This is a genomic window from Pseudolabrys sp., assembly GCF_035943735.1.
Taxonomy (GTDB): Bacteria; Pseudomonadota; Alphaproteobacteria; order Rhizobiales; family Xanthobacteraceae; genus Pseudolabrys.
This window is the reverse complement of the sequence record NZ_DASZBV010000016.1, coordinates 92,680-110,994: the sequence shown is the minus strand read 5'-3', so window position 1 is coordinate 110,994 and position 18,315 is coordinate 92,680. Positions and strand designations below refer to the sequence as shown.

Here is an 18,315-nt window from a genome sequence, read left to right as displayed (position 1 = left end):
GCATCACCGTCTCTGGAATTCGGGCGACATGAGGAGCAGTGCCAGCGCCTGCGGCCGGCTCTCGGCGCGGCGCACGGTCTGCCGCGTCTCGGCGGAGGCGAGGGGACCGAGCACGGCATCGACCATGGCGTCCGGCTCGCTGCCGTCGTTGCCGACGAGGCGGGCGGTCTGGTTGGCGATGTCGAGGCGCTCGGCCAAACCGTCGATCCAGGCGGCGCTGTCGTCGGAGAAACCCTTCGGCGCCGGTGGCCGCCACAACGGTTCGCCGAGCAGGTTCTGCGTGTTGACGAGGCGGCGCACGTCACGGATCTGCAGGCCGCTGGCGCGCATTGCCGCCATCATCCATTCGCCCGGCTTCTTCAGCTTCGTGCGCGGCGCTTGCCAGGATTCCGGCGCGGTGACGAGCGTCTGCGTCACCTGCATCAGGTCGCCGCCGGTATCGTGGAAGCGCCTGGCCAGACGATCGACGAGATCGGGCGGCGGATTGTCGGCGACGAAATGCCGCGCGAGCTTGGTGGCAATGTGCTTCGCCGTGGCCGGGTGATGCGCGAGCATTTCCAACACGGCGCGGCCCTGGGCGAAACCGTCCTGCGCATAGCTCTTGCCGAGCACTGTCTGCGCACCGGGCTCGTGCATGCGTTCGTTGAACCAGAACTCGCCGCCGCGCTCGGGAAAGCGCCGCGGCGGGTAGACGCTCCAGCCGGTGATCACCTTGGCGAAACTCGTGACGTCGGCCTGCGTGTAGCCGGAGCGCACGCCGAGCGTATGCAACTCCATGATCTCGCGACCGAGGTTCTCATTCAGTCCCTTGTGCTGGCGCGCGCCGGCGATCGAGTCGGGTCCGAACGAGCGGGCATTGTCGAGATAGAGCAGCATCGCCGGGTGAGTTTCGGCGGCGATGAGCATGTTGGCGAACTTGCCGAGTACGTGCGGACGGATCGCCTCGCGCTCGTAGGCGCCGCACAGCGAGCGCACGAGGCCCTTGTCGGCGGAGACGCAGAAATGGTTCGACCAGAACCACGTGAGCCGCTCGACGAGGCCGACGTCGGCGTCGAGCGCGGCCTGGTAGTGCGCCTGGGCCTCGCTGAGATAGATCTTCTGCGGCAGCGGCGGTCCCGGCTTGCGCACCGACATCTCGTTCGTGTCGCCGCCGGCCATCGTGTTCGGCGCGGCCATGTCGGCGGACGCCTGCATACGGCGCGCCTCGCGCTCGCGCTTCTTCTCCTGCTGGAAGGCAACGGTGGCGCGGGCATCATCGGCGCCGCTCGCGAGCGCCGGATCGTCGATGGGCCTGGGGCCGGCCTTCAGTTCGGCGGCGAGCGCGCCGCGCGGGTCGGCGGCGACGCGCTCGATGTCGCCGGTTTTCGGACCGAAGCCGAAGCGATGCAGCGCCAGCGCCGCCTGCGCGCGGGAATCGGAAGAGACGGGATCGAGCGCCATAGCTCTCTCGACTGCTGTTGTCCGCCCCATGCGGCAAATTGAACGTGAGTCATGTCGAGACTAAGGCATCTGCGTTGGCGAAAGATGAACGCGCGATGAATATTCAAATCAAATGTCCGCGTCACGGCGTCATCGAGCGGGGCATGCAGGTGAACAACAGATAACGGCGTACTTCAGAACGCATTCAGTGCGCGACGCGCATGCTGGCACTCATGATCGAGAAGCAGTCGATCCGCCGGGATGAACGCCGGGGCGCACGGCCGCCCGTAGCCAGAGAGGATTCCCCATGCTCAAGAAAATCGCCTTCGCGCTCGTCGCCGCGAGCCTGATCGGAGCGCCCGCCCTCGCGCAGGGCACGACGCCGGCCAATACGCAAACCACCACGACCAGCGCGCCGCGGGCGACGACGAAGACCGCGGTCAAGACGCATGCCATGAAGAAGCATGCCAAGATCGTGCGCCATCACAGGAAGATGGTGAAGCACGCCAAGGTGCACACGAAGAAGCACGCCAGGCACGTTGTGCATCACGCGGTGAAGCACCCGGTCAAGAAGCCGAGCTGAGCGCTCCGCACAGGTCAAGCGCCGCGTGTTCACGCGGCGCTTGACTCTGCACAGGCTTCAGCGCCACATTTTCGCCGTGCTGGTTCCCCGGGCAACCGGGGACGAAAGAGGGAACACGGGATTTATCCGTGGCTGCCCCCGCAACTGTGAGCGGCGAGCTCGCGTCCGCATGGCCACTGGGAAACCGGGAAGGCCGGACGCAACTGGGCGACGACCCGCGAGCCAGGAGACCTGCCAGCGCGGTCACCCAACCGGTGGACGGGGCGTCCATACGGAGCGGTCTTTCGCAGCGGTGACGGCAATGCCGGTGCGAAGGCCGTGCGGCGGGTGAATTCTCCCTCCAAACGTCTTCGAAACGTCAGCGTCGCGCGCGTGCGTGCGTCCGCCGTTTCTTCGCATCGGTCCTGATGTCACCGATGCGCCCGTCCTCGACGGGCGCAAACGAAGGAACGTTGCGTGATGAGGACGAAACTCTCTCTCGCGTGCGCGGCCATGGGTGCCGCGGCGCTGATACCGGCGGCACAGGCGCAGGAGCAGCCTGTGGTATTGCCGCAGATCGTGGTCAGCGCGACCACGGTGCCGACGCCGTCGAGCGAAATCGCCAATTCGGTCACCGTCATTACCGCCGAGCAGCTCCAGCGTGAGCAACGGCGCACGGTCGCCGATGCGCTCAACACGGTGCCCGGGCTGCAGGTCGTGCAGAACGGCTCTCCCGGCGCGCAGACCGCGGTGTTCATCCGCGGCACCAATTCGAACCACGTCAAGGTGTTCATCGACGGCATCGACGTGAGCGACGCCAGCAATCCGAACGGCGCCTTCGATTTCGCGCATCTCCTGACCGCCGACATCGACAAGATCGAGGTGCTGCGCGGGCCGCAGAGCGGCCTCTACGGCGCCAGCGCCATCGGCGGCGTCATCTCCATCACTACCAAGAAGGGCGCCGGCCCGGCCAAGGTCAGCGGCTTCGTCGAAGGTGGCTCATACGGCACCTTCAACCAGGCGGTCGGCGTCAGCGGTTCGCAGGACCGGTTCAACTACAGTTTCAACGTCGCGCACTTCCGCTACGAGAACCAGCCGGTGACGCCGGCCTATATGTTGCCGCCGGGCGGGCAGGCGAAGGGCAACGCCTACGACAACAAGACCTACTCGACGCGGCTTGGCTACGACGTCAGCAAGGACCTGAGCTTCAATCTCTACGGTCACTACACCGACGCCGTCCTTCACTATTCCGACGACACCACCGATCCGGTCACCTTTCTCGGCGAAACTTTTCCGACGCAGTCGGTCTACAAGAACTACAATTTCTACGGCCGCGCCGAGGCGGTATGGAAGACGCTCGACGACCGACTTGTCAATACCTTCGCCGTCAACGAGACGAACTATGCGCGCTCGAACGCCGATCCGGCGCCGAACCCGCCGACGTCCTTCGAGTCATCGGCGCAGAAATACGAGTGGCGCGGCGCTCTCACCGTGCTGCCGGGGCAGGTCATCGTTGCCGGCCTCGAGCGGCAGAACGAGCGCGCCACCAGCGACAACCTCGACGCCAAGACCGGCAACCAGGCGGGCTTTCTCGAAATCCAGTCGGAGATCGCCAGGCGGTTCTTCTTCGTCGCCAACATCCGCCACGACGACAACGACTCGTTCGGCGGCCACAATACCTGGCGCGTGGCGCCGGCGTTCATCGTGCCGGGCACCGAAACCAAGCTGAAGGCGAGCTACGGCACCGGCTTCAAGGCGCCCGATCTCTACCAACTCTACGGCAACGGCCCGTTCGGCTTCGTCGGCAATCCGAACCTGCTGCCAGAAACGAGCCGCGGCTACGACATCGGCTTCGAGCAGCCGCTGTTCAACGACCGCGTCCGCTTCGGTGTCACGTACTTCCGCAACGACCTGCAAAACCTGATCGACTACAACGCCGCCTTCACCACTTTGGTGAACATCGGCGAGGCCGCGACCTACGGTGCGGAAGCCTTCGTGCAGGTGGCGGTGAACGATCATCTGCGCGCGCGCGTCGACTACACCCGCACGACCGCGCGCGATCTCGACAAGGGCACGGACCTGCTGCGCCGGCCGCGCGACAAGTATTCGGCGACGGTCACCTGGCAGCCGATCGACAAGCTCACGATCTCGCCGACGGTCATCTATCTCGGCCGCTGGCTCGACATCAACCGCTCGACCTTCGTCAACGAGGAGGGCGGCCGCGTGTTGGTCGTCAATCTTGCCGCCGAATACGCGCTCGATCCGCACGCCACCGTGTTCGCACGCGTCGACAACCTGTTCAACAAACAATACGAAGAGCCGCTCGGCTGGCTGCAGCCGGGGCTGTCGGCCTATGCCGGGGTGAAGTTCAGCATCGAATAGCCTGCCTGGCGAGGCCTGTCCCGCCGCCGCGTCCATGCGGTAGCATGGGGTCGCGAATCTCACGGGGGGGTGACCATGAAGACGAGCCGCATACTGATCGCGGCACTAAGTCTGACGGCGGCGGTGTCGGCCGCCGCCGCCGACGACATCGGCGACGCCATCGACGCCGCGCGCAAATCCTACCAAGCGGGCGACCTGGGGCACGCCAAGGAGTCGCTCGACCTTGCCTCGCAACTGATCGGGCAGAAGAACGCCGAAAGCTTCGCGGCGCTGCTGCCGCCGGCGCTGCCGGGCTGGACGGCGGAGAAGGCGCAGGCCAACGCCGTCGGTGCGGCCATGTTCGGCGGCGCCTCGGCGGCTTCGCGCACCTATACCAACGCCAAGGGCGACTCCGTCGAGGTCTCAATCACCGGCGACTCGGCGATGATCATGCAGTTCGGGCCGATGCTGAACAATCCGGCGCTCGCCGGCGCCATGGGCAAGCTGATCCGCGTCGGCAGCCAGCGCGCCGTGCAGACCAACGACGGCGACGTGATGATGCTGATCGCCAACAAGTTCATGGTGCAGGTGCACGGCTCGGCCGACGCCGCGGCGAAACTGTCCTATGCGCAGGCGGTGGACGTCGCCAAATTGGTCAAAATGTAGCGGGCCGCCAGAAGGAGCGGCGGCCTTGGTTGTGAGGAGACGATTGACGATGCGGTGGATGGCGCCTGGTTTGATCCTGACCGGAATGCTCGCGCTCGGCGGCTGCACGACCGACCTCGGCCCCACGCCGAGCGACCTCAAGGCGCAGTGGGAGGGGCAGAACGTCTACCCGCAGAACTTCAAGGCGGACCTGCTTGCCTTCCTGCGCACCTATCTCAACGATCCGACGGGGGTGCACAGCGCAAGCGTGGCGCAGCCCACGCTGAAGGACCGTGGCCCCGGGCAGCGTTACATCGTCTGCCTGCGCTACAACGCGCGCGACAACACCGGTGCCTATACGGGGATGAAGACCGGCGCGGCGGTCTACGTCTCGGCCAAGCTCGACGACTTCGTCGACCAGCCGAAGCAGGTGCAGGAGCTGTGCAAGGATGCCGTCTACGCGCCGTTCCCGGAACTGGAGAAGCTGACGCGCTGATAAGCGACTGCCGAAATGACTGCATTCGCGCGCCCGGTGCACGGGCGCACGATATCCGCCGGGCCGGGCGGCTCGGCGGGACAGATCGATGAGACAGAACGACGCTTAACGTCAGTCTAGGTCAGAAGACTCAGGGTCACTTGACCTTGAGGTTCTCCGCGGACGACTTTCCGCGGTTCTCGACGAGTTCGAACTGAACGCTCTGTCCTTCGTTCAGCGTGCTAAGTCCGGCGCGCTCGACAGCCGAGATGTGCACGAACACATCCTTGCCGCCGTCTTGCGGCTGGATGAAGCCGTAGCCTTTCGTCGGATTGAACCACTTAACGGTGCCCTGAGGCATGCTAGATCTCCGAGGGGTATTGCTAACCCCGGCAGTCTGGCACACTCCGAAACCGTCGAAAAGGCCGTTTCTTGGCCGTCGCGGTCGCGGGACGGCTTTATTTTTCGCGATTTCGGCTGGTCTGCTGCGCCTCGGCGCTGCCGGTGCCGGGTGAGGGGATTGAACCCCCGACCTTCGGTTTACAAAACCGCTGCTCTACCGCTGAGCTAACCCGGCGGACCGGTGGCGCTTTCGGACTGCTATCAGCGTCGCGCCCGGGCGACAAGCGGAGCAGAGGGCACGGGCGAGGGCCGGTATCAGGCACAAAAAACGCCCCGCAGCCGAGCCGCGGGGCGCTTCGTTCCGTAAAGGGCGCGGCAGCGCTTCCACGCCGCCCCGCCACACACGTCACATCGTCTCGATATCCCGGTCCTTCGTCTCCGGCAGGAAGATCAGGCCGATGACGAAGCTGAACGCCGCCACCACGATCGGGTACCAGAGGCCCGAGTAGATGTTGCCGGTCGCCGCCACGATCGCGAACACGGTCGCCGGCAGGAAGCCGCCGAACCAGCCGTTGCCGATGTGGTAGGGCAGCGACAGGCCAGAGTAGCGAATGCGCGTCGGGAACAGTTCGACCAGCCAGGCGGCGATCGGCGCGTAGACCAAGGTGACGTAGATCACCAGGATCGTCAGCAGGATCACCGTCATGACGTAGTTGATCTCGGCGGTGTTGGCGCTGGCCGGGTAGCCGTGCTTGGTGATGGCGTCGCCGAGTTTCTTGACGAAGTCCGGCGTGCCGGCCTGGATCGTCTCGTCGCCGATCTTGACGCTCGCCTTCGTCCCCGCCGGCGCCGCCTGATTCTGGTAGTTCACCGAGCGCGCGACCAGCGCCGACTTGGCGACGTCGCACGACGAGGTGAACTTCGCGGTGCCGACCGGATTGAACTGGAACGAACATTCGCCCGGATCGGCGACGACCGTCACCGGCGCCGAGGCGATGGCCGCTTCCAGCTTCGGGTTGGCGAAGTGCGCGATGCCCTGGAAGATCGGGAAGTAGGTCACCACCGCGAGCGCGAAGCCGGCGAGGATGATCGGCTTGCGGCCGATCTTGTCCGACAGCCAGCCGAACACGAGGAAGAACGGCGTGCCGATCACCAGCGCCACCGCGATCATGATCTGCGCGTTGATCGCCGGCACCTTCAGCGTCTGCGTCAGGAAGAACAGCGCGTAGAACTGTCCGCCGTACCAGACGACGGCCTCGCCGGCGGTGGCGCCGAGGAGCGCGTAGATCGCGATCTTGGCGTTCGACCATTCGCCGAAGGCTTCCGACAGCGGCCGCTTCGAGGCCTTGCCTTCGTCCTTCATGCGCTGGAAAAGCGGCGACTCGTTGAGCCGCATCCGGATCCAGATCGACACCGCGAGCAGGATCGCCGAGAGCAGGAACGGAATGCGCCAGCCCCAGGCGGCAAAGTTCGGTTCGCCCTGCGTAGTGCGGATACCGAGCACGAGCAGCAGCGCCATGAACAGGCCGACGGTCGCCGTCGTCTGGATCCACGACGTGTAATAGCCGCGCTTGCCCTTCGGCGCATGCTCGGCGACGTAGGTCGCCGCGCCGCCGTACTCGCCGCCGAGCGCGAGGCCCTGCGCAAGACGTAGACAGATGAGGATCACCGGCGCGATGATGCCGACCGACGCGTAGGACGGCAGCACGCCGATGAAGAACGTGCCGACGCCCATCAGGCTCATGGTGATGAGGAAGGTGTATTTGCGGCCGATGAGATCGCCGAGGCGACCGAAGAACAGCGCACCGAACGGACGCACGGCAAAGCCGGCCGCGAAGGCGAGCAGCGTGAAGATGAAGGCGGCGGTCGGATTGACGCCGGAGAAGAACTGCGCTGCGAGGATCGGCGCGAGCGTGCCGTAGATATAGAAGTCGTACCACTCGAACACGGTGCCGAGTGACGATGCGAAGATGACCATCCGTTCTTCGGACGTCATTCCACGCGACGTAAAGCCGGTGGCTGTTGTCGTGGACATGGGCGCTTCCCCAGAGGTTGCAGTTCGTGGCTGGGGAACAGCCTTGCGTAAAGGCCCGCTAGTGCCTGCGTGTCATTCCGAATGCCGTCCCCGCGGTAAAGCTATCCACCTGCGAGGGCGCCGTCTCTGAGTCACGAGTCTTAAATCGAAAGTCGCACACTTTATTTGCGTGGGCGATGCAGCAATAAACGTCTTATAAAAAACAGGAATAATTTACATGTTGATTGTCAATTTCTCCAGGATGTCGATCAACCAGGCGGCGGCATGCAGCACCGCGAGACGCTGCGCCAGCTTCGACTTGCGGAATGTGTCGTTGAGCAGCTTGAGCGCGCGCTTGTAGCCGGGATGGCGCTGCGCGCCGTCGCCGAGGGCACGCAACCGCTTCACCAGCTCGGTGCGTCGGTTTTCCAGCTCGTCGTATCGCTGACGGAAGGTGCCGCGCGGCTTGTCGCCGATGGCAGCAGAGGAAAGCGGTCGGCGGGTTGGCGTCGTCGTCATTAATCGTGCCTGCTCACGTCGCACTCGGATTCGCGGTGCCATGGTGCCTTGCTTGGCAGCGGGGAGGCAAACGGCACCGCGATTAATGTTACCCCACGAATGAAATCGGCAGGGTAAAGCAATCGTATACACTGCGTACCGTCGTGAGGAGTAGCGGCGGATGCGTATCTTCGGCCTCGCCATCGCAGTGGGTCTCGGCCTTGCCGGGACGGCCTCCGCGCGCGCGGCCGACCTGCCGCTGGTGCCGGCCCCCGACCGCAATGTCGGCTTGCACTATCACGCCTTCGGACGGCACGTCGCGCCGCTCGTCATCTGGGATTATGAGCCGGGCGTCGTGGTGCGCGCCTGGTGGCTGCCGCCTTGGCGCCACCGCCATTACTACCCCGCCACCGGCGAGCGGCCGCGGGTCGGCCGCCTGGAGGATTCGCGGGCGCGGCGCGCGGCGGTCGAGCCGGCCGAAACCTATTACCGCACCTGGACGACCACTTCCGCCTTCGTCCCCGAACGCCCGGCCGCGCCGGTGCGCGAGGACGTACCGGAGGCGGAGCCGCGAACGGAGCCGCCGCTGAAATGAAGACCGTGAAGCGCCTCACCCCGATTGGCATCCTGCTGGCTGCCCTGGTACTGCCGGCCGCAGCGCAGGCGCAGGCCTATGCCTCGGCGCAGCCGGCGCCGCTGTACCCGTACGCGGTGCAGTCGGGGCAGGGCTACCAGCAGCCTTACGCGGTCGAGGTGGCGCCGGGCCGGTACGTGATCCATCGCCCCGCGGCGCCGAGCGCCTACCCCTACGTCCGCTGCGCCCGCGATTGCGACACCGCGCCGGCGGAGCATCATGCGCACCGCCGCTTCGATCGTCCTCCGGAGCACAACGATCCGGCGCTGATTGAGCAGCTGCGCCACCGCGCCGGGAAGAAGGTCAAGCGCGACGTCATCAACACGACCAGGATCGTGCGCGAGAAGCCGATCGTCATCGAGCACGAGCGCGTGGTCGAGGATCCGCCGCGCGTCATCGTGCGCCGGCATTACGTCGAAGATGCGCCGGCCAAGCGAAAGCGCATGGCGACGGTGGAGACGGAAGTCGCGCCGCCGCATGGTGGCGCGCGCGAAGGCAAGGCGCGCGTCATCCGCGCCGAGGCGGAGGTGACCATTCTCGGTCCCGACCGCATGACCATCCGTCTGTTCCGCAAGCGCGCGACCAACGCCAAGGCCGAAGCGACCAAGGCGGACGCGAACAAGGCCGACGCGAAGTAGCGCGAGCGATGAGTTAGCGGGAGCGGCGGCGGGCTGGGGGGCCCGCCGTTTTGCTTTTCAGCGCCGGCGGAGGGCGCGGGTGGCGACGTAGAGCGACAGCGCCGCCGCGTTCGAGACGTTGAGGCTCTTGATTTCGCCGGGCACGTCGATGCGGGCGAGTCTGTCGCAGGTGTCGCGTGTCAGTTGGCGCAGGCCCTTGCCCTCGGCGCCGAGCACCAGAGCAAGAGGCGCACGCAGCGGCAGATCGGCAAGATCGGCTTCGCCCTCGCTGTCGAGGCCGACCAGCAGGAAGCCGCGCTCGCGCAGCTCGGTGAGCCCGCGCGCCAGATTCTGCACCTGCACCAACGGCACCAGCTCGATCGCGCCGGAAGCAGCCTTGGCCAGCGCACCGGCCGCATCGGGGCTGTGCCGCTCGGTGGTGACCATGGCGGTGGCGGCAAAGGCCGCCGCCGAGCGGAAGATGGCGCCGACATTGTGCGGATCGGTGATCTGGTCGAGCACCAGCACGATGCCTTGCGCGGGGAGGTCGGCGATCGCCGGCGAGGGCAGCGGGTCGGCCTCGAGATAGAGCCCCTGGTGCACGGCGTCGGGCAGGAGGCGCTCGTCGATGGCCGACGGCCGCACCACGTCCGGCGTCACTGTAATGCCTTCCTCCGCGAGGCGGCGTGCCGCGTTCTCGGTGGCGAGCAGCCGGCGGACATGACGGGCCGGATTGCGCAGCGCCGCGGTCACGGTGTGCCAGCCATAGAGAAGGGCGGGACCGTCGGCCTCCGCCGGGCGCAGACTCTCGCGGCGGGCGCGGGCGAAGCGCTCGCGCCGTTCGACCTGCTCGCGAGTGGCGCCCGGCTTTTCGCCGGCTTTGGCGCCGGAGCGGGGCCGGGCGGGGGGCGGTCGTGAAGCCATCGACGGGATCCGGGTTGGCCGCCCGGCGGGCGGGCGGCATGGGTTTTCCGTGCCTTACGCGATCCGCCGCCGGGCGAACAGGCCTCCATTGACTTCCACCGGTCGGCTGACCATAAAGCCGCAACCCCGACAGCGTCGGTTCCGTTTTCTCTGAGCGGTCAACGCTGTGCGCAAGGGTTTGGGAGAGTGTCCCGAGCGGCAAAGGGGGCGGACTGTAAATCCGCTGGCTATGCCTTCGTAGGTTCGAGTCCTACCTCTCCCACCAACCTTCGCGCCCGCCGGAAAGCCTTGGCCAAGGCAGCCCAAATCATCTAAATGGCGGGCCGGCGCGCGGGTGTAGCTCAATGGTAGAGCAACAGCCTTCCAAGCTGATGACGAGGGTTCGATTCCCTTCACCCGCTCCAATCCCTCTCCCAGCACCCATCTCGACCTTGCGCGCGCATCCGGAGTGAGCATGAAGCAATCTGAGCCTCTGATCGGAGTCATCGGCGCCGGCATCGGCGGCCTGGCGGCGGCGGCGGCGCTGCGCGCCCGCGGCTTCAACGTCCGGATCTTCGAGCAGGCGCAGAAGTTCGCGCGCGTCGGTGCCGGCATCCAGATGACGCCGAACCCGATGAAGGTCCTGCGCGCGCTCGGCGTCGAGCCGGAACTGCGCCGCATCAGCTTCGAGCCGGTCTCAGGCCTCAACCGCGATTACGATTCCGGCGCCGTCACCAACGAGCTGCCGCTGCGCACGGCGATCGAGGCGCGCTACGGCGCGCCGTATCTGTGCGCCCACCGCGCCGACCTGCACATGGCGATCAAGAACGTCGTGCCCGATGAGGTGATCTCGTTCGGCCGCAAGCTCGCCGGCATCGATCAGGGGCCGTCATCGGTGACATTGACATTCACGGACGGCACGGCCGAGCAGGTCGACGCGCTGATCGCCGCCGACGGCGTGCATTCGATCGTGCGCGACGCCATGCTCGGCAAGGAAGAGCCGCGCTTCACCGGCCGCGTCGCCTACCGCACGACGTTTCGGGCCTCGCTCCTCGGCGACAAGCAGATCGCGTCGTCGCGCACCAAGTGGTGGGGACCCGACCGTCACATTGTCATCTACTACGTCACCGCCAACCGCGATGAGGTCTATTTCGTCACCAGCCAGCCGGAGGATGCCGGCTGGATGACGCCGGAGTCGTGGTCGACCAAAGGCGACGTGAAGGCGCTGCGCGAGGCCTTCTCGGCGTTCCATCCCGAAGTGCGGCACGTGCTCGATTCATGTCCGGAGGTCTACAAATGGGCGCTGCTCGCGCGCGACCCGCTCCCGCGCTGGAGCGAAGGCCGCGTCGTGCTGCTCGGCGATGCCTGTCATCCGATGCCGCCTTACATGGCGCAGGGCGCGGCGATGGCGCTCGAGGACGCGATCGTGCTGGCGCGCTGCCTTGACGGGGTCGAGCCCGAGGGCTTCGCCGCCGCGTTCCGCCGCTATGAGGCGAACCGCAAGCCGCGCGCCAGCCAGATCCAGCAGAACTCCGGCAAGAACACCTGGATGCAGCACAACACCAATCCAGACTGGGTCTACGGTTACGACGCCGTGACGGCGCCGCTGACCGAAAGCACCGTCGATCCGGCGGTGAAGATCGCGTCCTGACGAAGCGAACTTTCAAAGCAAAAACAGTTCAAGAAAAGGTGGGGGAGAAAACGATGAATGTGCAGAACAAGCGGTGCCCGATGCTTGGCGCCACGCTGGCCATTGTTGCGGCGTTGACCGTCGTTGCCGCGCTGCCGGCGTCGGCGGAGACCTATCCGTCGCGTCCGGTGACGATCATCGATCCGTATCCGGCCGGCGGCCTCGGCGACATTCTGCCGCGCGCGATGGCGCAGGTGCTGCAGGAGCAGACTGGACAGACCTTCATCATCGACAACAAGCCGGGCGCGACACAGGTGATCGGCACGCGCATCGCCGCGCACGCCGCGCCGGACGGCTACACGATCCTGTTCGGCAGCGTCACCAGCATGGCGCTCAATCCGATCCTGAAGAAGAATCTGCCGTACGATCCGCTCAAGGACTTCGAGCCGATCGCGCTGACCTACGAGTCGCCGATGTATCTCGTCACGCGTCCGGGGCTGAAGGTGAGCTCGGTCAAGGACCTCATCGCGCTGGCGAAGAGCGAACCGAAGAAGCTCACTTATTCATCCGGCGGCGTCGGCTCGTCGTCGCATCTCGCCGCCGAGCTGTTCAATACGATGGCGGGCACGTCGATGACGCACGTGCCGTATTCCGGCACGGGCCCGGCGATCCGCGACACGATGGCGGGCGTCGTCGATCTCACCTTCACCGCCTCCGGGATGTCCTACGCGTCGCAAGGGCAGGTGAAAGCGCTGGCGACGACCGGCGCGACGCGATCCAAGAGCGCGCCGAACGTGCCGACGCTCGCCGAATCCGGACTGAAGGGATACGAGGCCACCATCTGGTTCGGGTTCTTCGCGCCGGCCGGTACGCCGAAACCGGTCGTCGAGCAGCTTTATGCCGAAATGAAGAAGGCGGTCGACTCGGGTGCGCTGCGCGACCGGTTACGCGCCGCCAATGACCAGGTCGAACTGGTGGCGCGGCCCGCGGACGAGTTCCGCAGTTTCATTGCCAAGGAAACCCAACGCTGGCGTGGGGTGACCGCGGCCGCGCACCTGAAGGCCCAATAACAGCCGTTGTCCTCTCTATACCCCCGCCCGGGGCGGGGGCTCTTTGCGAGATTTCGACGTAATGGAAAACAAATTCGGAAGGGTTGAAAAAAGGCGTTGATTCCTCCGGCGCCCTGGGCTTTTCTGCTGTCCGTCCGGAGCGCCCGATGGAATCTGCAGCAATCGAGACGAACGGAGCCACGCTGAACGCCGAGCGGCCTGCATCCGATGCGGCGCAGGCGGGCGTGCGCTCGGTCAAGCGCGCGCTGTCGCTGGTCAACGCCATCGCCGAGGCCGGCGGCGAGGCGGCGCTCACCGACCTGTCCGCGCGGACGAGCCTGCCGGTCTCCACCTGTCATCATCTTCTCAAGACGCTCATCGATTGCGGCTACGCGGCGCAGGTGCCGGGCAAGAAGCTCTATGTGCTCGGCACGCGCTTCATCCAGTTGAGCCATGCCTGCGTGAATTCCGACCTGCCGCGGCGGGCGCAGCCTTTCCTCGAGGCGATCAGCGAGGCGACCGGCGAGACCGTGCATCTCGCGGCCTTGCAGGGGAGCGCCATCGTCACCGTGGCCCTGCGCGAGGCGCGGCACGCGATCCGCGTCGACGCCGGCGGTGTCGGCAAGCTGGAAGCGCCGCACGCGACATCGATCGGCAAAGCGATCCTCGCCTGGCTGCCGGAGAACGAGATCCGCCGCGTGCTCGCCTCAGGCATGACGCGTTTCACCGAGCATACGATGACGGCGTTGCCCGAACTCATCGAAGCGCTGCGTCAGGTGCGCCGCGAGGGCGTCGCCTTTGACAGGGAAGAGTTCATTCCCGGCGTCATATGCATCGGCGCGCCGATCCGCGATCAGGCTGGCGCGGTGATCGGCGCGATCAGCGCCTCGATGCCGAAGATGCGGGCGAGCGACGAGCACATGGCCATGACGCGTGCCGAGATCCTGTCGGCGACCCGCGCTTTGTCCGAGGACTACGGCGCCGCGCCCGAGGCTGGCGCGGAGCAAACTACCAAAACGACCATTCCGAATTAGCTCCTGGGAGGGACGATGTACTCACCGTCTGGCGTGAAGACCAACCATAACGAATTTCCAATTCCCGACCGGCAGCGCGCTTGGGTGCTCGGCGAGCCCGGCCAGTTGAATTTCACCGAGAAGCCGGTGCCGGTGCCGAAGAAAGCGGAGGTGCTGGTGCGCATCGATGCGGTGGCAATCTGCGCGACCGACCTCGAGATCATCTATCACGGTCCGCCGGCGTCGATTCAGGGCGGTCTGCCGTTCAACAAGAACTTCACGCCGGGCCACGAATACATGGGCACGGTGGTCGCGCTCGGACCGGGCGTCGACGAGTACAAGATCGGTACCCGCGTCGCGGTCGAAATCCATGCCGGTTGCGGCCAGTGCAAACGCTGCCGCGAGGGCATGTACACGTCGTGCCACAACTACGGCCTCAATTACGGCGACGTCGACAAGGGTCACCGCGCCAACGGCTTCACCACCGACGGCGGCTTCTGCGAATACCAGGTGAACCACGTCAACACGCTTGTGCATATCCCGGACGAGATGTCGGACGAGGAGGGGACTCTCGTCGTCACCGCCGGCACGGCGATGTACGCGCTGACCGAGCTCGGTGGTCTCGTTGCCGGCGAAAGCGTCTGCGTCACCGGACCGGGACCGATCGGGCTCATGGCCGTCGCGGTCGCCAAGGCGCTCGGCGCCCAGCCTGTGATCCTCACCGGCACGCGCGACAACCGCCTGGAGATCGGCAAGCAGCTCGGCGCCGACGCGGTGGTCAACATCCGGAAGACGCCCGATGTCGTTGCCGAGGTGAAGAAGCTCAACGGCGGCAAGGGCGTCGACTACGTGGTCGAATGTTCGGCCGCGACCAGCGCGGTGAACGATGCGGTGCGCATGGTCAACCGCGGCGGCCGCGTCTGCCTCGCCGCTTTCGCGCATGAAGAGGTGCCGGTCGATGTCGCGCATATCGTGCGCAACAATATCTACCTCTACGGCATCCGCGGCGAGGGCAAGAGCGCCACGCACCGCGCCGAAGCCTTCATGCAGCAGAAGCGCTTCGATGCGACCAAGATTCACACGCACACCTTCCCGCTCGACGATCTGCCGACGGCGATCCGTTACGCCAAGGACCGGGTCGAGGACGCGATCAAGGTGGTGGTGAAGGCGAACATGGGCGCCGCGCAGAAGGTGGCGGCGGAGTGACTGTTGTCATCGCCGGGCCGGCGCGCAGCGCCGTGACCCGGTGATCCCGCTCAGGCGGGCAAGGCTGTGCCAAATGAGTCGGGATGGCCGGGACAAGCCCGGCCATGACATGCCGAGTTCGGTTCGAGGGCTCATGCTTATCTGCGAGAACTACATCGTTGCATCGACCCTGACCGACGCTTTTGCGGCGATGGCGCGGTATGGCGACCGCGGTCGCGTGGTCGCCGGCTGCACCGACACGCTGCCCTGGGCGCGCGAGGGCCGGGCTGGCGATGTCGAAATCGAGGCGCTGATCGACATCAGCAGGATTCCCGAACTCAATGTGCGCGAGCTGCGCGGCAATAAGGTTCGCATCGGCGCGGCGACGCCGATCCAGCGCTTCCTCGACGATGCGGCGCTTGCCGAAGCGATGCCGGCCATGCCGCGCTGCGCCGTGTGGTTCGCCGACGACCAGATCCGCGCGCAGGCGACGGTCGGCGGCAATGTCGTCAATTCCTCGCCGGCGGCCGACGCGACACCCTGCCTGCTGGCACACGATGCGCAGGTCGAATTGGCGCGCAGCGACGGCGGGCAGATCGTGCGGCGGCGCATGGCGCTCGCCGATTTCGTACAGGGTCCCGGCCGCACGGCGCTCGGCGAGGGCGAATTGGTCACGGCCATCGAGTGCGACGCATTGCCGGGTTATGGCGGCGCCTTCGAGAAGGTCGGCCATCGGCGCTCGCTGGTGATCTCGACCGTGTGCCTTGCTGCGCTGCTCAAGCTCGACGCATCCGGCCGCAGCATCGTGGACGTGCGATTGGCCATCGCCGGTATCGGCCCGACGCCGCAGCGGTTGCGCGAGGTCGAGGCCGCGCTGCGCGGTGCGACGCTCAATCTCGAGACGCTCGAGCGCGCGGCGGAGATGCCGGTGGCGCTGGTCGCTTCGCGCACGCGGCAGGAATACCGGCGCGAAGTGGTGCGCGCCTTCATGATGCGCGGTCTGATCAATGCGGCGAAGCGCACCGGCGCCGATGCGGCCCTGCTGTCCGGCGATCTGGAGGCGGCCTATGCCTGATTTTGCCTTCACTGCGACGATCAACGGCCGCAAGGTTCGCCGCACCGCGCAGCCGCACCAGCGGCTGCTCGACTTCCTGCGCGACGATCTCAACCTGACCGGCGCCAAGGAAGGCTGCGGCGCCGGCGAATGCGGCACCTGTTCGGTGTTCGTTGACGGCGTGCTGATGAAATCGTGCCTGCTGCCGGTCGCGAAGGCGCAGGGCGCGGTCATCGAGAGCGTCGAGTCGCTGGCGGCGACCGGAGAACTCTCGGTGCTGCAGAAGGCCTTTCACAAGGCCGGCGCCAGCCAGTGCGGCTACTGCATTCCCGGCATGGTGATGGCGGCGACCGCAGCGCTGCGCGCCAATCCCTTCGCCGGCCGTGAGGAGATCAAGGAGCGCCTCGGCGGCAACATCTGTCGCTGCACCGGCTACCAGAAGATCGTCGATGCCGTCGAGCTCGCACGGGATGTCGGCAATGGCCGCCTGCCGGCGCAGGCGCTCGACGAAGTCGCAGCGCCGGACGGCGACTTCATCGGCCGCAACATTCGCCGTATCGACGCGCCGAGCAAGGTGTCCGGCCGGCTGAAATATGCCGGCGACATGACCATGCCGGGCATGCTTCACGTGCAGGTGCTGCGCTCGCCGCATCCGCACGCGCGGATCGTCTCGCTCGACACGAGCGCGGCGTTGGCCATGGAGGGCGTCGAAGGCGTCATCACGTCGGCCGATGTGCCGGGGCAGGATGGTTTCGGCGTGTTCGTGCACGACCAGCCGGTCATGGCGCGCGACAAGGTCCGTTACGTCGGCGAGGCGATCGCCGCGGTGGCGGCCGAGGACCTGCTCACGGCCAAGCGCGCGGCGGCGGCGATCAAGGTCGAGTACGAGCTGTTGCCGGCGGTGTTCGATCCGGAAGCAGCGATGTGCCCGGGGGCGCCGGTGCTGCACGACTACGCGCCGGACAATATCACCAAGCACATTCCGATCCGCGTGGGCGACGTCGATGCGGCGTTCGCGACCTGCGATCTGGTGGTCGAGGAGAATTACGAGACGCAGCCGATCGAGCACGCCTATCTCGAGCCGGAAGCGGGCCTCGCCTACGTCGACCATGACGGCGTCGTCACCATCGTGTCGCCAGACCAGAACATCACCCATCACCGGCACATGCTGGCGAAGATCATCGCGCAGCCGATTTCGAAGGTCCGCTTCATCATGAGTCCGGTGGGCGGCGGCTTCGGCGGCAAGGAAGACATGATCTACCAGGGCATGCTCGCGCTGCTCGCAATGAAGACGCGCCGGCCGGTGCGCCTTGTGTTCACGCGCGAGGAGTCGATCCTGTCGACGGCGAAGCGTCATCCGTCGCGCACGAAACTGCGTATGGGGCTGACGGCCGATGGCCGCATCGTCGCTTCGCATTTGACCATGATCTGCGACGGTGGCGCCTACGGCCTGTCGACCGAAGGCGTCATGCGCAAGGCGGCGATCCTCGGCGCCGGGCCGTACGCCATTTCGAACGTGCGCGTCGACACTTACGGCATCTACACCAACAACACGCCGTCGGGCGCCTTCCGCTCCTTCGGGGCGCTGCAGACCCAGTTCGCGACCGAAACGCATCTCGACATCTGCGCCGAGCGGCTCGGGCTCGATCCGTTCGCGATCCGGCGCATCAACGCCATGCGCGACGGCGCGATGACGCATACCAAGCAGACGCTCGGCACAGTGAGCCTGACGCGCGTGCTCGACGCCGCCGAGAAGGCATCGGGCTGGGAGGCGGGCGCGCCCGCGTCGCGCGGGGCGACACGAACCGACCTCGACCGCGCCGACACGCGGCCGCCGGTTGCGCTCGGCGCCCGCTTTGCCGCCGAAAACAAACAAGAGGCGGCGGAATAATGGCCCGTAGGCGCGGACGAGGG

At 66.4% G+C, this 18,315-nt stretch carries 17 protein-coding genes, 3 tRNA genes and 1 riboswitch; of the genes, 14 read left to right on the top strand and 6 right to left on the bottom strand.

The annotated features are described in order from the left end of the window. Positions 1–3: 3 nt before the first annotated feature. Positions 4–1,440: a DUF1800 domain-containing protein gene (locus tag VGV41_RS08850; protein WP_326863444.1), complete on the bottom strand. Its 1,437-nt coding sequence runs from the start codon at positions 1,438–1,440 to the stop codon at positions 4–6. A 286-nt stretch (positions 1,441–1,726) separates the two neighbouring features. Here VGV41_RS08850 and VGV41_RS08845 point away from each other — a divergent pair, with 286 nt between their 5' ends. The 4 genes from VGV41_RS08845 (at position 1,727) to VGV41_RS08830 (ending at position 5,483) form a co-directional block, all read left to right on the top strand. Beyond that, entirely contained in the window at positions 1,727–2,002 is a 276-nt protein-coding gene (locus VGV41_RS08845; RefSeq protein WP_326863443.1) for a hypothetical protein, read from the top strand. A 63-nt stretch (positions 2,003–2,065) separates the two neighbouring features. Next, positions 2,066–2,255, top strand: a riboswitch (cobalamin riboswitch). Between the two features lie 206 nt (positions 2,256–2,461). Then, positions 2,462–4,363 carry a TonB-dependent receptor plug domain-containing protein gene (locus VGV41_RS08840; protein WP_326863442.1) on the top strand — a complete coding sequence of 634 codons (1,902 nt, stop codon included), beginning with the start codon at positions 2,462–2,464 and terminating at the stop codon, positions 4,361–4,363. Between the two features lie 75 nt (positions 4,364–4,438). Further along, positions 4,439–5,008, top strand: a complete 570-nt coding sequence (locus VGV41_RS08835) for a hypothetical protein (protein ID WP_326863441.1) — start codon at positions 4,439–4,441, stop codon at positions 5,006–5,008. Between the two features lie 58 nt (positions 5,009–5,066). Then, positions 5,067–5,483 (top strand): hypothetical protein, encoded by a 417-nt coding sequence (locus VGV41_RS08830; protein WP_326863440.1) that lies wholly within the window; start codon positions 5,067–5,069, stop codon positions 5,481–5,483. A 136-nt stretch (positions 5,484–5,619) separates the two neighbouring features. On the opposite strand, the gene VGV41_RS08825 is transcribed toward VGV41_RS08830, so the two are convergent. From VGV41_RS08825 to VGV41_RS08810, 4 genes are all read right to left on the bottom strand, one after another. Further along, a complete protein-coding gene (locus VGV41_RS08825) occupies positions 5,620–5,823 on the bottom strand; it encodes a cold-shock protein (protein WP_326863439.1) in 204 nt (67 codons plus the stop codon). Positions 5,824–5,967: 144 nt separating this feature from the next. After that, positions 5,968–6,039 (bottom strand) — tRNA-Thr (locus tag VGV41_RS08820). Between the two features lie 171 nt (positions 6,040–6,210). Next, on the bottom strand, positions 6,211–7,839 hold the full coding sequence (locus tag VGV41_RS08815) for an MFS transporter (RefSeq protein WP_326863438.1): 1,629 nt from the start codon (positions 7,837–7,839) through the stop codon (positions 6,211–6,213). A 213-nt stretch (positions 7,840–8,052) separates the two neighbouring features. Then, positions 8,053–8,337, bottom strand: coding sequence for a hypothetical protein (locus VGV41_RS08810; RefSeq protein ID WP_326863437.1), 285 nt, complete (start codon positions 8,335–8,337; stop codon positions 8,053–8,055). A gap of 160 nt (positions 8,338–8,497) precedes the next feature. Here VGV41_RS08810 and VGV41_RS08805 point away from each other — a divergent pair, with 160 nt between their 5' ends. Both VGV41_RS08805 and VGV41_RS08800 read left to right on the top strand, forming a co-directional pair. Further along, positions 8,498–8,911: a hypothetical protein gene (locus tag VGV41_RS08805; protein ID WP_326863436.1), complete on the top strand. Its 414-nt coding sequence runs from the start codon at positions 8,498–8,500 to the stop codon at positions 8,909–8,911. Further along, a complete protein-coding gene (locus VGV41_RS08800) occupies positions 8,908–9,588 on the top strand; it encodes a hypothetical protein (RefSeq protein ID WP_326863435.1) in 681 nt (226 codons plus the stop codon). The genes VGV41_RS08805 and VGV41_RS08800 overlap by 4 nt, the downstream gene beginning before the upstream one ends. 57 nt (positions 9,589–9,645) lie before the next feature. Here the strand turns inward: VGV41_RS08800 and VGV41_RS08795 are convergent, their stop codons facing one another. Next, positions 9,646–10,491: an RNA methyltransferase gene (locus tag VGV41_RS08795; RefSeq protein WP_326863434.1), complete on the bottom strand. Its 846-nt coding sequence runs from the start codon at positions 10,489–10,491 to the stop codon at positions 9,646–9,648. 180 nt (positions 10,492–10,671) lie between these two features. On the opposite strand from VGV41_RS08795, the gene VGV41_RS08790 reads away from it, so the two are divergent. From VGV41_RS08790 to VGV41_RS08755, 8 genes are all read left to right on the top strand, one after another. Further along, a tRNA-Tyr gene (locus tag VGV41_RS08790) sits at positions 10,672–10,756 on the top strand. 65 nt (positions 10,757–10,821) lie between these two features. Continuing rightward, positions 10,822–10,895, top strand: a tRNA-Gly gene (locus tag VGV41_RS08785). A gap of 50 nt (positions 10,896–10,945) precedes the next feature. Beyond that, positions 10,946–12,121 (top strand): FAD-dependent monooxygenase, encoded by a 1,176-nt coding sequence (locus VGV41_RS08780; protein ID WP_326863433.1) that lies wholly within the window; start codon positions 10,946–10,948, stop codon positions 12,119–12,121. A 53-nt stretch (positions 12,122–12,174) separates the two neighbouring features. Beyond that, entirely contained in the window at positions 12,175–13,170 is a 996-nt protein-coding gene (locus tag VGV41_RS08775) for a tripartite tricarboxylate transporter substrate binding protein (protein ID WP_326863432.1), read from the top strand. 146 nt (positions 13,171–13,316) lie between these two features. Continuing rightward, the gene (locus VGV41_RS08770) at positions 13,317–14,183 is read left to right on the top strand and encodes an IclR family transcriptional regulator (RefSeq protein WP_326863431.1); all 867 of its coding nucleotides are present in this window, start codon (positions 13,317–13,319) and stop codon (positions 14,181–14,183) included. A 15-nt stretch (positions 14,184–14,198) separates the two neighbouring features. After that, positions 14,199–15,368 (top strand): zinc-dependent alcohol dehydrogenase, encoded by a 1,170-nt coding sequence (locus VGV41_RS08765; protein ID WP_326863430.1) that lies wholly within the window; start codon positions 14,199–14,201, stop codon positions 15,366–15,368. A 133-nt stretch (positions 15,369–15,501) separates the two neighbouring features. Next, on the top strand, positions 15,502–16,422 hold the full coding sequence (locus tag VGV41_RS08760) for an FAD binding domain-containing protein (protein WP_326863429.1): 921 nt from the start codon (positions 15,502–15,504) through the stop codon (positions 16,420–16,422). Then, positions 16,415–18,292, top strand: coding sequence for a molybdopterin-dependent oxidoreductase (locus VGV41_RS08755; RefSeq protein WP_326863428.1), 1,878 nt, complete (start codon positions 16,415–16,417; stop codon positions 18,290–18,292). The genes VGV41_RS08760 and VGV41_RS08755 overlap by 8 nt, the downstream gene beginning before the upstream one ends. Positions 18,293–18,315 lie beyond the last annotated feature (23 nt).

What these genes read in the sequence shown, in the direction of transcription:
- VGV41_RS08850 (WP_326863444.1), bottom strand. Translation starts at nt 1,440, where the DNA reads ATGGCGCTCGATCCCGTCTCTTCCGATTCCCGCGCGCAGGCGGCGCTG.
- VGV41_RS08770 (WP_326863431.1), top strand. Translation starts at nt 13,317, where the DNA reads ATGGAATCTGCAGCAATCGAGACGAACGGAGCCACGCTGAACGCCGAG.
- VGV41_RS08755 (WP_326863428.1), top strand. Translation starts at nt 16,415, where the DNA reads ATGCCTGATTTTGCCTTCACTGCGACGATCAACGGCCGCAAGGTTCGC.
- VGV41_RS08800 (WP_326863435.1), top strand. Translation starts at nt 8,908, where the DNA reads ATGAAGACCGTGAAGCGCCTCACCCCGATTGGCATCCTGCTGGCTGCC.
- VGV41_RS08795 (WP_326863434.1), bottom strand. Translation starts at nt 10,491, where the DNA reads ATGGCTTCACGACCGCCCCCCGCCCGGCCCCGCTCCGGCGCCAAAGCC.
- VGV41_RS08835 (WP_326863441.1), top strand. Translation starts at nt 4,439, where the DNA reads ATGAAGACGAGCCGCATACTGATCGCGGCACTAAGTCTGACGGCGGCG.
- VGV41_RS08830 (WP_326863440.1), top strand. Translation starts at nt 5,067, where the DNA reads ATGGCGCCTGGTTTGATCCTGACCGGAATGCTCGCGCTCGGCGGCTGC.
- VGV41_RS08810 (WP_326863437.1), bottom strand. Translation starts at nt 8,337, where the DNA reads ATGACGACGACGCCAACCCGCCGACCGCTTTCCTCTGCTGCCATCGGC.
- VGV41_RS08845 (WP_326863443.1), top strand. Translation starts at nt 1,727, where the DNA reads ATGCTCAAGAAAATCGCCTTCGCGCTCGTCGCCGCGAGCCTGATCGGA.
- VGV41_RS08765 (WP_326863430.1), top strand. Translation starts at nt 14,199, where the DNA reads ATGTACTCACCGTCTGGCGTGAAGACCAACCATAACGAATTTCCAATT.
- VGV41_RS08825 (WP_326863439.1), bottom strand. Translation starts at nt 5,823, where the DNA reads ATGCCTCAGGGCACCGTTAAGTGGTTCAATCCGACGAAAGGCTACGGC.
- VGV41_RS08780 (WP_326863433.1), top strand. Translation starts at nt 10,946, where the DNA reads ATGAAGCAATCTGAGCCTCTGATCGGAGTCATCGGCGCCGGCATCGGC.
- VGV41_RS08775 (WP_326863432.1), top strand. Translation starts at nt 12,175, where the DNA reads ATGAATGTGCAGAACAAGCGGTGCCCGATGCTTGGCGCCACGCTGGCC.
- VGV41_RS08805 (WP_326863436.1), top strand. Translation starts at nt 8,498, where the DNA reads ATGCGTATCTTCGGCCTCGCCATCGCAGTGGGTCTCGGCCTTGCCGGG.
- VGV41_RS08840 (WP_326863442.1), top strand. Translation starts at nt 2,462, where the DNA reads ATGAGGACGAAACTCTCTCTCGCGTGCGCGGCCATGGGTGCCGCGGCG.
- VGV41_RS08760 (WP_326863429.1), top strand. Translation starts at nt 15,502, where the DNA reads ATGCTTATCTGCGAGAACTACATCGTTGCATCGACCCTGACCGACGCT.
- VGV41_RS08815 (WP_326863438.1), bottom strand. Translation starts at nt 7,839, where the DNA reads ATGTCCACGACAACAGCCACCGGCTTTACGTCGCGTGGAATGACGTCC.